This is a genomic window from Paenibacillus sp. 01T424, assembly GCF_056398745.1.
Genome location: NZ_JBFTPZ010000004.1, coordinates 149,106 through 163,741, shown reverse-complemented (window position 1 = coordinate 163,741; position 14,636 = coordinate 149,106). Strand labels below are relative to the sequence as shown.

The window sequence follows — 14,636 nt, the reverse complement described above, 5'->3', positions numbered from 1 at the left end:
ATTAATTTTTTTGATTCGCTTGTATGAAACCTGATCATTATGTGCAGCTGCAAGAGCGACGCCAAAGCGGAGATTCGCGAACACTTGCCGGGTTGTTTTACTTGTATTCAGATGAAGTTCGTAATCTGATTACCAGAACGCAATCCAACAACGGATGACGCTTATCTTGACTTTGACACGGCTTTACAGTCCTTCATGTTGATTGTGCAGTAAGAGAAAAGCCAAGAAATATGCTAGTTATAACCCAGCATTTTCTTGGCTTTTGAGTATGAATGAATTGTCGAGCTTGAATCCACTTCAATAGCGACAGGATGGTGCTATTGCTTAAATAATAGCTCTTTACCATCCGAAAGATACGTATAATAGTGATCTTTTGAAGCTTCTTCAATATGCTCGAATGCCCAGTGAGCAGAAGTCGCATCCGGCCAAGATGGTGTTGTCACGCCTGTAAGCGGTCCTCTTCCTAGCAAACGGTTCATAATGGTAACTGCTTGCGCACGTGTTACATATTCCTTCAGACCGAACGAGCCATCTTCAAAACCGATCATAACCCCCGCTTTGTTTACAGCGGCAATAGCTGCTGCAGCCCAGTGCTGATCAGATACGTCCTCAAATGTGTTCGTGAATGGTCCGTTAAGATCAGCATTTAACCATTTGGCCGCAATCATTGCCATTTCGGCTCTCGTTATGCGGTCATTTGGCCGGAAGTTGCCCTGCTTATCGCCAATCATTAATCCAATATCTTGTAGCTGCTCGATGTTAGCTGCGGCCCAGAAGCCTTTTGCAACATCTGGGTAGAGCTTTTGGTATTCATAAACATTAGGTAAATTTTTGTTGCGTGCTAGTAAAGCCGACATCTCCGCTCTCGTGATCGTGTTATTCGGGCGGAATGTGCCATCAGGGAAGCCTTTAATATAAGCATTATGATGGCCAGGGTTTGCAATGTTCAGGTCAGTGAAAGACTTCAAAGTGCCTGTGAAGCCGCTGCCCGGCTTATAAGATACGGTTGCTTCATAACCAACGGGAATAGGATTCTTCAGCTGAATAATAACTTGATTGCCATCCATTCTAACGTCTTTTATTTCCACTGCCTTGCCACTAATTTTTACTATAAAGCCTGATGTGTCCACCTTACCGCTGCCATCAACTAGATCAAGAACAATGGTTCCCGCTTTTGGATCGATGGTGGTCTTCTTCACTTGCTCCGTCACAGGCTGAGCGGGTATGACGGTGCTTTCACCTGTCGACCGTTCTGTTAACTGAATAACGGAGAAAATGCTAAACTTGTCAATTTCAATCTCTAGCCCAATTGGAGTATCACCGCTGTACACAACGGCAGGTTTCATTACCACTTTTTCTCCATCGCTATGCTCTACAAAGATTCGCAGCGAATCTAAAAAGCTGTCGTAGTTGCTTGCAGGTACGGTGATTCCGTTTTTTGCAAATGGTAAGAACAGTGTTGTTGTGTAATCGCGATAGTTTGTTTCAATTTCCAACGAGGAGCCAATCACTGCAACATTTCGGCTTCCAGCCGCTGCTCTGACAACTGTCTCATTCACAATGCTGGTATTTAATTCCGCTTGATGACCAGCATCTTTAACAGGAATTAAGCGGAAAAACAAGTCAAGATAACGATCTGCCATGCGGTCAATAACATTTGCAGCAATGGATATAGTTGCATATTCTGTACGTATATCTAGCGTATTTTGGTTGGTGTTTAACAGTCTTATAGATTGTCCAGGAATTTCGACAGCAATCTCACCTGGCTCGTCTCCTGTAACCTCATCAACAAGTACAGTTGATACTCCGTTTTTTGTTCTAAGATCATTAATAAACCTTGCTGCTGCTGCCGGATCAAAAATGGCTTTGTCAATTTTTACTCCATTTGATAACATAACACGATTAATGCCAACCGGCTCACTCACCTCATTGTCTGAGCCGCCAACAACAGGGACTTGTCGATAATTCTCGATTGTTGTCTTTGTTAGGTTCTCGGCTTTGACAATTAACAGGAATGTGCGGGTTTTCGTTACACCATTTTTAGAAACGGAAGCGGTGAGTATAACACTCTCATCCTTTGCATGACGATGAACAAGTGTCTTGATTGATCCATTCTCAGGCAATGAAATTTCAATTGCACTTGGCTTGTTGGAAGTCCAATCGATCATCGTTTCATTTGCCCCTGTTGTTACAATGAGTACAGGAAGCGTAACACTCTCCCATGTATCGTTTGCTTGGTAACCGATTTGCAGGGCCCTCAGTGCATCATCAATGGCTTCGTCTGTCGTGAATTCGACCGTTATAAGTAAGGGCTTGCTTTCATATCTGTCTTTTTCCGTTAATGTCACTTGAATTTTGGTTCCAGGCTCAAGGTCAAGTCCTCCGATGACAACGGTTCCCGTCTCTTCTCCGGCATTTACCGCACGTTTCAACTCTGTACCATTTTCGTCGTATACAATAATGGTCGCCCCAGCAGGCACCTCTACTACCTTAACGCTGCCATTCGATACACTTGCTTTAATCGTTGAACTTTCCGGTGAGCCACTATCTATTTTTGCTGTGCTAGAAGTGGATGGGCTTTCCAGCTTTCCAACTTCTGCAATTGCAACCTTAACCAAGTCTCCCTCACCAAGTACATGCGGGGCTTCAATGTTAACTACAACGGTAGCTATGGACGTATCCGTGTTTGTAACTGTACCAATAACATCGCCGTTCTTGTCATATACGTTGATAGTTGCACCTGGTGGTACGTCTTTAACGGTTACTGCGTTTTTCGTTGCGTTTGTTTCCACATTGTTACTCTCAAGCGGCGCGCTTTCCGTTTTTGCTTCGCTCGATATCGGTTTACTTTCCAGATGACCGTCTTCTGTGATCGTAACTTTTACAATATCGCCTTCAGCAAGCGCGTTTGTAGGTTCAATAGTAACGACAACGGCTGTTTTTGATGTGCCTGTATTTGTAGCCTTACCGATAACATCACCGTTCTCGTCGTATACTAGAATGGTTGCACCCGGCGGTACATCCTTAACGGTTACGGTATTGTTTGTTGCGTTCGTTTTAACGTTATTTGTGTCAAGCACGCTGTCCAGCTTCGCTTCGCTAGACACTGGCTCACTTTCGAGCTTACCTGTCTCTGTAACTGTAACTTTAATGTTGTCTCCTGCCACAAGCGTATTCGGTTCTTTAATTTCAACTACGATATCTGCTTCCGTGCCAGTGTTAGTAGCTGTTCCAATAACCTCGCCGTTCTTGTCATATACGTTGATGGTTGTACCTGGCGGTACGTCTTTAATCGTTACCGTATTGTTCGTTGCGTTTGTTGTGATTTTTTTCTCGTCCAACGGGTCGCTCTCCAGCTTCGCTATGCTTGTTACTCGTTCGCTTTCTGGCTTGCCGTCTTCTTCTGTAATTGTAACCTCAATGATGTCACCTTTTTGAAGCTTGGTTGGCGGATCAATAGTGACTACCACTTCTGTTTCTTCATTGCCGTTGTTAGTTGCTGTACCGATGAGCTCGTCATCGTCACCATACACTTTAACAGTCGAGCCCGGTGGGACGTCTTTAACGGTTACTGTGTTTTTGGGTACATTCGTAGTGATTTTCTCTTTTTCAGGCGCACTGCTCCGTAAAATAGGAGATACTGCTGTTACGTTGCTGGCTACTTCACCATTTTTTGCATAAGAAATATCAATTTGACTGGCGCCAGCTAGTATATCCTTGCCATCGTCGGTCAATGTCAAGCGAACCGTTCCGTTCGTTGCAATTGACGAGGTTGCAATGACTTCATGATTGTCGTCGTATAGGGTTACGGCTACTCCATTCGGAACGCCATCAATCGTCACAATGCCATTAGCCGTATAGGACAACACAATGTTACTTGCCACAGGCGCCTCAGTCATAATCGCTGAGCTGCTCGCAGAAGTGCCTCCGTTACTGGTGATCACAGTAATATTGTTATTACCGGCCTGCAGATGACTCGAATCATCAAAGGTATAAACAAGCACGCCCTCACTATTTGTACTGTACTCGCCATCTACTAATTGATTGTTAACATAAATATCAACCTTTTCATTAGGTAAGTTATCACTTTTGCTAATGCCGTTGACCTTGATATCAATACCCTTCTGTGCTCCAACACCTGTGGAGAATACTTTATTGATTGTAACTGCACTTGGTCCTTGCTTGTAATTTCCGTCGGGTTTTAGTCCTCCATCAACGTAGGAGTTTTTGAAATACCATGCCAGAATATCATGATGGGAGTTGGCTCCCCCTGTACTCGCGCCAAAGCCTACATATACCTCTTTGTTCATAAGGGATGTACCGACATTACGAGTCAGTGATCTGTTATTCGCATTCGTTCGATTATCACTTGGACCATAAGTTGTAGTTAGACGTCCATTATCGTCATAATCAACCCAAACATGAACGTAAGCATCGCTTGCGGCGTAATCGTACAAACGGAAGTTGGCTCCTTGCAAATTATCAATAACGTCGCCACTGCCCTGTTGATGATGGTTGTTGCCATTCATTACAATAGCGACATGATCGGCAGTAGGGCCGGTTGGGTTGGTTGCCGGATGGTATCGATTTGAGAGACTATAAGGGAGATTAGGATCATTGTATTGAATCCCCTTATGAGGTCCGAGGTTTTTCCACGTATCGAACTCTACACCTACGGAGTTTGGAATACCGGCATAGCCTACGCCTTCGCCTACCCCGCCTAGAACAGGAGTCGGATTATCCTGAATAATAAAGGTTAGACCATCAGCGGGTCCCGGAAAGTTTAAATTATTTAACGAAGTGCTTCCATTCAAATGCATGACAAAATAAGTGCTAAAGCCGCCGTCAAGCTTAATTTTATTTGTACGAACGACGATGCCGCTTGAATCATTCGTAACCGGCACTACTCTTAATCGTCCGTTCGCTGTTGTGGCGGTGTTATTTCGGCCCGGAATAGCCGGGAAGCTCAGCACTCTGGTCGCATCATTAGATACAACTGCAGTAGGACCGGTATGATTAAAATTTTGCCAGCCGACATAGATTGGCAGCGAGTCCGGCTCGGAGCTCGCCAGCACAGGCGTTATCGGCGCCGCTGAGAGTACCAAAATAAAGGAAGTAACAACTAATAAAATCCTTCTAAAAAATGAATCTTTGTGTAGATGATCAACATGCATGATTTTTCCTCCTGGTTGTGGTCATCAATTTGTAAAAATATGCTAATTGGCACATTCCTAATTATACCATCCTGCTCTGTACAAACTCTAAACATCCCTTGATATGTTGATCAGCACTTGTAAATCATGAATAAAATTTACTTTATTGCTTCACTATATTATTTTCGAGAAAAAAATGATGAAAAACCTATGTGTAAGCGATTGCAGCTGGGAAGTGTTCGTTATTTAGGGGCAAAATAAGTTGATTTATTAAAGGATAAAGATGTACAATAGTTGGGTGATTGATAAAGAAGTACTAGGTATTCAGAATGTTAATGGTCCTGACTATTCATTAGTGATTATTCTCACAATATAATCAGGCATTTACATGATTAAAAATAGTTAGTTAAACTCTAAGGAGGATTTTAATATGGCATTGGTATCAATGAAAGAAATGTTGAACAAAGCGTTAAAAGAAGGCTATGCAGTTGGTCAATACAACATCAACAACTTGGAGTGGACACAAGCCATTCTAGGCGCTGCTCAAGAAGAGCAATCCCCGGTTATCCTTGGCGTTTCTGAAGGCGCAGCTCGTTACATGGGAGGTTTCACAGTTGTAACTGCAATCGTGAAATCACTAATTGAAGAAATGAAAATTACAGTTCCTGTTGCGATCCACTTGGATCACGGTTCTAGCTTTGAAAAATGTAAAGCTGCGATCGATGCTGGATTTACATCCGTTATGATCGATGCTTCACACTCACCATTTGAAGAAAACGTAAAAACGACTCAAGAGGTTGTTGCATACGCGCACGAGCGCGGCGTTTCTGTTGAAGCTGAGCTAGGTACAGTTGGCGGACAAGAAGACGATGTAATAGCTGAAGGCGTTATTTATGCAGATCCTAAGGAGTGCTTCGAGCTAGTACAACGTACTGGTATTGACTGCCTTGCTCCTGCACTTGGTTCCGTTCACGGTCCTTACAAAGGTGAACCAAACCTAGGCTTCAAAGAAATGGAAGAAATTTGCCAAACAATCAAATTGCCACTAGTATTGCATGGCGGCACAGGTATCCCAACTGAGCACATCAAAAGATCCATTTCGCTAGGAACAGCGAAAATCAACGTAAATACAGAAAACCAAATCACATTCACAAAAATCGTTCGTGAAGTGTTGAGCGCAGATTCCGAAGCTTTCGATCCGCGTAAATTCCTTGCTCCAGGTCGCGAAGGAATCAAACAAACCGTTATGGGCAAAATGCGTGAGTTTGGTTCATCCAACAAAGCGTAAGATCATTTTCGAATATACAACAAAGAGCTGTCTTTCAAACGCCGCTGGCGGGAGAAGGACAGCTCTTTTTTTTGTAATCGGATTTGCGGCAAACGCAAGGCTGCTCACATTCCCGGCAAGCTAAGCGCCAGCAAATAAAAAGGATTTCAATTAGAAATGAGGAATATAATGTAAAAATAAACATGCGTAAACAGAATGGAGAATGGCCTATCGAGCTCCCTCACTATGAGCAATATAAAAGGATTTTTGCGCAGACAGCGAAGCCTTTTGCTTATGTAAATCTTGATTTATTGGATGCGAATAGCAGAGCCATAGCGGCTGCGGCGGGTGACAAGAAAATTCGTGTCGCAAGTAAATCAATAAGGTCTGTGGAGGTTCTTCGACGTATTCTTCATTCAGACAAAGTGTATCAAGGTATCATGTGTTATACGGCAAGAGAGGCGGCTTTTCTGCTGAGGCATGGCTTTGATGATTTGCTGCTTGGTTATCCCGCTTGGGAGCCGGGCGAAATTTCAATTCTGTTAGAAGCTGCAGCTAGTGGCCGAACGGTTGTATTTATGGTTGATTCCATTCAGCATGTGGAGCATATCGAGCGGCTTGCAGCGGCCACTGGCGTACAGGCAGCGCTTTGTTTGGATATCGATATGTCTGCAAACTATCCAGGACTGCATTTTGGCATATGGAGATCACCGGTAACCTCATGGCCACTGGCTAAGCCGATTGCCGAACGGATTATGCAATCCAAATGGGTAAGGCTGGATGGTGTAATGGGCTACGAGGCGCAAATTGCTGGAGTAGGGGATCAAGTCTTGGGACAGTGGTTAAAAAATTCATTCATCCGCCAGCTGAAGCGGCGTTCAATTCGAGAAGTAGCTGAAAGGCGTGAGGAAGTGCTGCAAGGTATTCACGCGTTAGGCGGGGAACTGCGCTTTGTAAACGCTGGAGGTACTGGGAGTATAAGCAGCTCCAAATTGGAGCAGGGAGTAACGGAAATCACCGTAGGCTCTGGTTTTTATTGTCCTACGCTGTTCGATCATTATGCTGATTTTCAGTATTTTCCTGCTGCTGGATATGCGGTGGAAGTCGTGCGGAAGCCTAGATTAGATATGGTAACCTGCTTGGGCGGGGGTTACACCGCTTCAGGTGCTGTTAGCGCGGAAAAAGCGCCGCAGCCGCATTTGCCTGAAGGCTTAACGTTGATTTCGTTAGAAGGCGCGGGTGAGGTGCAGACGCCGCTTCGTTGTCCAAGCGGTTTGGCTCTCGAGCTGGGAGATCCAATCTTTTTCCGGCATGCGAAGGCTGGGGAATTATGTGAACGGTTTCCGAAGCTGTATGCGATAACTGGGGAAGGCATTGTTGACGAGTACTTAACCTACCGCGGAGAAGGGGAATGTTTCCTATGAAAGCGAATCGGAAAAGCTGGACAAATTGGTCGGGGTCAGTCACTGCCGCTCCTGAGCTTATTCGGCATCCGAAGACGATAGATGAAGTAGTGGCAATCGTTCGTCATGAGTGTTTGAATAAAGGCAAGTATTTGCGCGTTGTAGGGTCAGCGCACTCTTTTACGGCGGTTGCTGCTTCTGATCAGGTGCTTGTATCGCTTGACGAGCTGCAAGGAGTGGTGAGTGTAAATGCTGACGAGCAGACGGCTGTCGTCTGGGCAGGAACGAAGCTGAAGCGGTTAGGCGAGCTGTTGCATGAAGAGGGACTAGCGCAGGAAAATCTAGGCGATATAGATGTTCAGTCGATTGCAGGTGCGATTAGTACAGGAACTCATGGATCAGGGCTGCGCTTAGGAAGTATAGCTACACAGGTGACTGGCATAACGGTCGTAAACGGCTTAGGAGAAGTGATGGAATATACGCTGCAGTCACATCCGGCTGTATTTCGAGCATTGCAGGTTTCATTAGGAACATTAGGCATTATTGTTCAGGTAAAGCTCCGTTTAAAGAGCTCTTATGTACTGTCCTATGAGAGCAAACGTATGGCTTTGACGGACTGCTTGACGCAATTGCCGAAGTTTGTAGAGGACAACCGGCATTTTGAGTTTTTTTGGTTTCCATATGCGGAGACTTGTCAGGTCAAACTGATGAATGAGACGGATGCGCCCATTCCTACGAACAAATGGATTGAATATGTAAACGAAAAGCTAATTGAAAACACATTGTTTGGCTTACTATCAGGGCTTTGTAAGATGATCCCCACAGCAAGTGCTGCCATAAGCAGGTTAAGTGCATCAAGTGTACCCGTTGCGACGAAAGCGAATTATAGCCATCGCATATTTGCGACAGAAAGAACCGTCCGTTTTTATGAAATGGAATACAGCTTGCCGAAAGAAGCCATGACGTCGGTCATACGTGAAATGCGAGAGGCAATGGAACGTGAGCGATTCCATGTTCATTTCCCTATTGAGTGCCGTTACGTGGCGGCTGATGAGATCTGGCTTAGTCCCGCTTATGGCCGCGATTCTGCCTATATAGCAGTCCATATGTATAAAGGCATGCCGTACAAACGTTATTTTGAAGTGATGGAGCAAATCTTTCTTCGATATGAAGGCAGACCCCACTGGGGTAAAATGCATACGCTCAAAGCTGCCAATTTAATTAAGCGCTATCCGATGTGGCAGGAATTTGCCAAAATAAGAAAGCAAATGGACCCTCATGATTTGTTCATGAGCCCTTATTTGCGGGAGTTGTTTACGACTCAAAATTAGCTTTTACATCCGCTAGATCATGTTTAAGCCGGGTAATAAAGCTCTTTGAGATCGGGGTAGAGTGATGTCCTTCAGGCTGAATAAGGCCTAAATAAACAGCACCTTGGCCTGTTAAATCAAGCTCCAAAATGACCGATTGATCCCGAATAATGGACAAATCACTCACAAAAGAGTAATCAAGGCCAATAGTGACGGCATGATGATTTAGGAGTGCCCTGCCAATCGAATTCGGGTTGTTTGTCGTAAACAAAATATCCACAGCGCCATATTTGGCTTGAAAGTCATCCATAAACCATTTTACATAATCATCATTATACAAGACGATCGTTTGCTGCATAATTTCCTCTGGTGTAATCGTTTTGTTAAGCGCCAATGGAGACTGTGTGCTTACTGCAGCAACCATCTTTACACTCATCAAGCGTTCAATGGACAGTCCGATATTTTCAACAAGGCGATTCTCAAACAAAATAATAAAACCCAAGTCGGCTCGATTATGCAGAATGTCGTCAATAATTTCCTGAGAGCCCTTCTCGAAAATTTCCATTCGTATTTGCGGATAATCCTTTTTAAAATCCATGACGGCATTCTCAATCAGAAAAGCATGGCCGGGAATGGTGGCGAATCGCAAATGGCCTTGTACAGAATTAGAATAGCCCTGCGTGGTCTCGACTAGCTCTTTGTACTTGTTCAGAACTTCATACACCTTCTTTATAATGACAATTCCTTCGGCTGTTGGTACTGCTCCTGACCGAGATCGCTTGAGGATAACAACCCCCCATTCCGATTCTAGACTTGAAATCGCTTGGCTAATAGCCGATACGGTGACATGAAGATTTTGAGCGGCAGCCGAGATTGACCCCGTTTTTACAACTTCAACAAGATACTCCAGCTTTTCGATATTCATGAATGACCTATCTCCTTTGTTTTAGTTTTTCTTAAGTATTATTCAATTTGTTTAAATTTATCTTAACTTATATCAATGATAAGATGAAATCAAGGTACAGAAACTTGTACTTATAAAGTAAGAGTGAGATTGGCGGATTGTGGACAACGTAATCGAGACCGTTTATGGGCTCGAATCATAAGAAGGAGTGTTGATAACATGAGATTCCAAGATAAAGTTGTTATTGTTACAGGCGGTGCAAGCGGTATTGGCGAAGTAACCGTCCGCTTATTTGCCGAAGAAGGGGCGAAAGTGGTCATTGCGGATTTTTCTGATCATGGGCAGGGCGTTTCCGATCAGTTGAATACAGAAGGCTTTGATACCTTGTTTGTAAAAACGGACGTGTCCAACGAGGACGACGTCATTCATATGGTATCCCAGACGGTGAACAAATATGGCAAGCTGGATGTTCTGTTTGCAAACGCAGGTATAGCTAAGGACGGGCCTGCTGATCTATTAAGCTTAGATGCCTGGAATAGAACCATTGATATCAATCTAACAGGCGTATTTCTCTGTGATAAATATGCAATCAAGCAAATGCTTGCACAAGGCACAGGCGGTTCCATCGTAAATTGCGGCTCCATCCATAGCCACGTTGGCAAAGCAAATGTTACTGCGTATGCTTCTGCGAAAGGCGGCGTTAAGCTTTTGACACAGTCGCTGAGTGCGGACTATGCAACTAAAGGCATTCGAGTCAATGCAATATGCCCAGGATACATTGATACACCGCTTATCGCAGGACGGAATGAAGCGATTACGCAGCATCTTATCGATTTGCATCCGATGAAACGCCTTGGCAAACCTGAAGAAGTCGGTAAAGCCGTTTTGTTCCTTGCCAGCGATGATGCTTCATTTATAACAGGTGCCAGCCTGCTTGTTGATGGCGGCTACACAGCGGTCTAATTTGCATTTCAGTAACTAGGATCTCGTAAGGAAGACAAATCCGAAAGGAAGGATCAACGATGAGATTACAAGGCAAAATTGCTGTTATTACAGGTGCAGGTACAGGTATAGGAAAAACAACAGCGCTTAGGTTTGCTAAAGAGGGAGCCAAAGTTGTCGTAACGGATATCAATCTTGAAAATGTTAAAAAAACAGCGGACGAGATTCAACAGTTCGGCGGTGAAGCGTTAGCTTTACACCATGATGTCAGTCATGAGGATAGCTGGACGCAGGTCGTTGACGCATCCTTATCCGCATATGGACAAATTGATATTTTATTTAATAATGCGGGAATCTATTTCATTAAGCCTCTCGCAGAAACGACGTTGGATGAGTTTAATCGCATGATGAGCATCAATGTCACCAGCGTATTTCTTGGGATGAAGCATGTTATGCCGCTTATGGCGAAGAAAGGCGGCGGGTCGGTCATCAATGCCTCCTCCGTTGCAGGTCTAAAAGGGGCTGCAGGTCATATTGCATATGGTGCCAGCAAGGGCGCTGTACGAATTATGACCAAGGATGCTGCCGTTGAGTACGCTCCGGCTAATGTCCGCGTCAATTCGATTCATCCGGCCTACATTAATACGGCGATGGGAGCCTACGCTGTTAACACAGCTAAAATACCTGAGTCTGAATTAGCCGAAATTGTGGCGCCATTAGGACGTTTTGGTACGGTAGAGGAAGTCGCGAATTTAGTTGTTTTTCTAGCATCCGATGAATCATCTTTCTCAACGGGGGCAGAATTCATTCTCGATGGCGGGGCTACTGCGAGATAAATAAAAAAAGTAAGGGCACCCAAGCGTGGGTGCCCTTACTTTTTGTCTAGCCTTAAATAGAGAAAGGTATTATTTTAATCAACTAGCGTGCCGAAAGAACGTCTGAATTAAATTGGACACCGTCCTGTCATATAATGTTTTCGCCATCGCTTCACTTTGAATATGACCACCTAAGTAAAGGTGGATGACTCCGTGTAATGAAGCCCAAACCACATGAACAACAAGTATCGGGTCTTTTTCGGCTATCAGTTCTAGCTCTATTGCCTCAGCGATCGTGTTTATAACTTGTTGCAAAGCAGTTATCGTCGCTTTTAAACTTTCCTCTTCCGGTTTGAATTCGCTAAAAGCTCCGCCAAACATCAACATATAGTAGCTTGTATAGGATTGTCCAAAACTCCAATAAGCTTCACTCAAGTCACGAAGATATTTCTCTAGGTCTGCTTGTTTTGGCACCGAGTCAAAGGACTTGGCTAACAGCTTGCAGCCTTCCAAAAATAATTGCTTAGCTAAACCTTCTTTGTTATTAAATAAGTTGTAAATGATTTTAGTGGAACATTCCATTTTCTCAGCAACTCGCCGAACCGTAACCGCCTCTGGGCCATGTTCCTGCAAAATACTTGCAGCTGCCTCTACAACGTTTTGTCTTAAATTCTCGGTATGCTGCAGTCTCGTTTCCTGATAGGTTTTAACAGTACGGTTATCTGTGAAAGGCATATCGGAAGGATTGTTCATCTAACTTCACCCTCAGACCTTTAATTTTTTCGAGATACGATGTTTCCTGACATTCATTTTACTATTTTTAATTACATAACACCAACTAAAATGGGTGTCGCGTTAACAACAATCATGACTTTTGATCAGTAAGTTGACATTAAGCGGGTAATTAAATACAATGGTTTCATTAGGAAACAATGTTTCTATATGAAAACTTAATATCTGAGAGGGTTGAGACAATGATACAAGTACAAAACAAGTGGGCACTGGTTACAGGTGCTTCTTCGGGTATAGGAGAAGCGTTTGCTCATGAATTGGCTGCTAAAGGAAGCCATTTGATCTTAACCGCACGCTCGGAATCTAAGCTCGTTGCATTAGCTGAGAAACTAAGCAAGAAACATGGCATTCAAACGGAGGTTATCGTCTCAGACCTATCCAAAGAAGGCTCGCCCGCGAAGCTATATCAAGAATGCCTAAAACGTGGACTTAGCATAGATATATTAATTAATAATGCGGGATTTGCTAGCCATGGATGGTTTGATCAGTTGCCTAGTGGCCGAGTACATGAAGAAGTGATGCTCAACGTAGTTGCAGTTGTGGATCTTACTCATTTGTTTTTACCGGATATGCTTAAAAAACGGAGCGGTATCGTCATTAATGTAGCTTCTACTGCAGCATTTCAACCGGATCCGTATATGGCGGTGTATGGAGCGACCAAATCTTTTGTACTGTCGTTTACACAGGCGCTTTGGGAAGAAAACCGCAAACGCGGTGTCCAATTTCTTGCTTTATGTCCAGGTTCAACGGAAACCCCATTCTTCAGCGTTGTAGGAGCAGAAGAGGCATCTGTCGGAAAGCGCGATACGCCAGAACATGTTGTACAAGTGGCGCTTCGCTCATTAGAGGCTGGTCGGCCTTATGCTGTTGCTGGGATCAAAAACTTCATAACAGCTCAAGCATCTCGTTTTTTAACAAGCAAACAAATGCTTCGTATTGTGGAGCGGATGCTGCGTCCGCGTGTACTTTTAAAATAAAAATGTGAAGTTCGTTATCTGTGGTGGAAGAACTTATTTGTTTAAAGTGAAAAGGCACCCAAGCGGGTGCTCTCTCATTTTTAACAACAAATAAGCCGGCTTATATTCACATTCCGTTAGTTATTGAAATGCATGGGGGAATTGTGTGACGATGCCAGCTGTAAATGCATCCGCCATATCCAGTGCTTGTTTCTCAATTTGATCAAAGGCTTCGATGTCAGATTCATAATTTTTGGATAATCGAAATACGGCTTCATCTTTGGTCATGCGAAGATGCTCATGCAGCATGTTCTCCAAGGCTGACTTCGGCCAATTGGGGTTGATACTGTTCATAAAGCCAGCGATTTCATCTGCATTGGCATACCATTTCTTTTCTGCTTCCGCAGCTGCTTGATTATTGCCAGCCTTCGCAGCTTTAACGAGCTGTGCAGCCAAAACAAGATGTTCTCTCATTAAACGGTCAAACTGAGAAGCTACCGTATCTCCGTAATAATATTTAAAAACGGAGGCCATGTCTGTGGGATTACGGAGGAGACGCTCGGTAACTAACGCTTCATCAGGCAAGCCTTCCGCAATACTAATAATGAGCATCCTCGTCCAAGCGACGTGTTGCTCCCAGAGCGTTCGGAAAGTTTGGTTTAATTCTACTTCGGCTTTACTTATACATGTATTACTTTGTACGTTACCCCATTTCATTCTAAAAAATGGAGTAGGCGTTTGCCTATAGGGGATATAATTCGTCTGCCATGTGTATGGGTTATAAGGATAAGTACCTGGATAAGCAGCATTTCTTGCAAAGAAAGAGGGTTGATGCCGTGGATCTGATATCCAAGGAATCGAATAGAACATAAGTGTTGCCTCCTTAATATAGGTATTCACCTAATAACTATACGTAAAGAAAGTAGTATGCGATTGGGCTATTGACTATATTTATCACTGTAAACCCTGCACGTATGAGGACAAGGAATACTACATGCTGATTATGGCCTACAAAGTGAACGATAACCTCGTGCAATTCATTTATGTAATCGATAATAAATAAGTCGTTATAAACAATTGAGCGTCAGCAAGTA

10 protein-coding genes are annotated in these 14,636 nt (G+C 43.8%); 6 read left to right on the top strand and 4 right to left on the bottom strand.

The window, feature by feature from the left end; genetic code table 11:
* Nucleotides 1–317: 317 nt before the first annotated feature.
* Nucleotides 318–5,174 carry an S-layer homology domain-containing protein gene (locus AC1DPK_RS05305; RefSeq protein WP_477509557.1) on the bottom strand — a complete coding sequence of 1,619 codons (4,857 nt, stop codon included), beginning with the start codon at nucleotides 5,172–5,174 and terminating at the stop codon, nucleotides 318–320.
* Between the two features lie 409 nt (nucleotides 5,175–5,583).
* On the opposite strand from AC1DPK_RS05305, the gene AC1DPK_RS05300 reads away from it, so the two are divergent.
* The 3 genes from AC1DPK_RS05300 (at nucleotide 5,584) to AC1DPK_RS05290 (ending at nucleotide 9,154) form a co-directional block, all read left to right on the top strand.
* Nucleotides 5,584–6,441, top strand: coding sequence for a class II fructose-bisphosphate aldolase (locus tag AC1DPK_RS05300; protein WP_054025684.1), 858 nt, complete (start codon nucleotides 5,584–5,586; stop codon nucleotides 6,439–6,441).
* Between the two features lie 182 nt (nucleotides 6,442–6,623).
* Nucleotides 6,624–7,844 (top strand): amino acid deaminase/aldolase, encoded by a 1,221-nt coding sequence (locus tag AC1DPK_RS05295; protein WP_477509556.1) that lies wholly within the window; start codon nucleotides 6,624–6,626, stop codon nucleotides 7,842–7,844.
* The gene (locus AC1DPK_RS05290) at nucleotides 7,832–9,154 is read left to right on the top strand and encodes a D-arabinono-1,4-lactone oxidase (RefSeq protein ID WP_477509555.1); all 1,323 of its coding nucleotides are present in this window, start codon (nucleotides 7,832–7,834) and stop codon (nucleotides 9,152–9,154) included. Before AC1DPK_RS05295 ends, AC1DPK_RS05290 begins: the two co-directional genes overlap by 13 nt.
* Here the strand turns inward: AC1DPK_RS05290 and AC1DPK_RS05285 are convergent.
* Nucleotides 9,138–10,058 carry a LysR family transcriptional regulator gene (locus AC1DPK_RS05285; protein ID WP_441878293.1) on the bottom strand — a complete coding sequence of 307 codons (921 nt, stop codon included), beginning with the start codon at nucleotides 10,056–10,058 and terminating at the stop codon, nucleotides 9,138–9,140. The two genes, AC1DPK_RS05290 and AC1DPK_RS05285, sit on opposite strands and share 17 nt — an antisense overlap.
* A gap of 198 nt (nucleotides 10,059–10,256) precedes the next feature.
* On the opposite strand from AC1DPK_RS05285, the gene AC1DPK_RS05280 reads away from it, so the two are divergent.
* Together AC1DPK_RS05280 and AC1DPK_RS05275 are read left to right on the top strand one after the other, a co-directional pair.
* Complete coding sequence (locus tag AC1DPK_RS05280) at nucleotides 10,257–11,000, top strand: SDR family NAD(P)-dependent oxidoreductase (RefSeq protein WP_441878295.1); 744 nt, start codon at nucleotides 10,257–10,259, stop codon at nucleotides 10,998–11,000.
* 59 nt (nucleotides 11,001–11,059) lie between these two features.
* Nucleotides 11,060–11,815 carry an SDR family NAD(P)-dependent oxidoreductase gene (locus tag AC1DPK_RS05275; protein WP_477509554.1) on the top strand — a complete coding sequence of 252 codons (756 nt, stop codon included), beginning with the start codon at nucleotides 11,060–11,062 and terminating at the stop codon, nucleotides 11,813–11,815.
* A 78-nt stretch (nucleotides 11,816–11,893) separates the two neighbouring features.
* On the opposite strand, the gene AC1DPK_RS05270 is transcribed toward AC1DPK_RS05275, so the two are convergent.
* Complete coding sequence (locus tag AC1DPK_RS05270; RefSeq protein ID WP_441878297.1) at nucleotides 11,894–12,547, bottom strand: TetR/AcrR family transcriptional regulator; 654 nt, start codon at nucleotides 12,545–12,547, stop codon at nucleotides 11,894–11,896.
* Nucleotides 12,548–12,768: 221 nt separating this feature from the next.
* Between AC1DPK_RS05270 and AC1DPK_RS05265 the strand changes: the two genes are divergently transcribed.
* Nucleotides 12,769–13,563 carry an SDR family NAD(P)-dependent oxidoreductase gene (locus tag AC1DPK_RS05265; RefSeq protein WP_441878299.1) on the top strand — a complete coding sequence of 265 codons (795 nt, stop codon included), beginning with the start codon at nucleotides 12,769–12,771 and terminating at the stop codon, nucleotides 13,561–13,563.
* A gap of 120 nt (nucleotides 13,564–13,683) precedes the next feature.
* Here AC1DPK_RS05265 and AC1DPK_RS05260 read toward each other — a convergent pair whose 3' ends face one another.
* Nucleotides 13,684–14,412 (bottom strand): LysM peptidoglycan-binding domain-containing protein, encoded by a 729-nt coding sequence (locus tag AC1DPK_RS05260; RefSeq protein WP_477509553.1) that lies wholly within the window; start codon nucleotides 14,410–14,412, stop codon nucleotides 13,684–13,686.
* Nucleotides 14,413–14,636 lie beyond the last annotated feature (224 nt).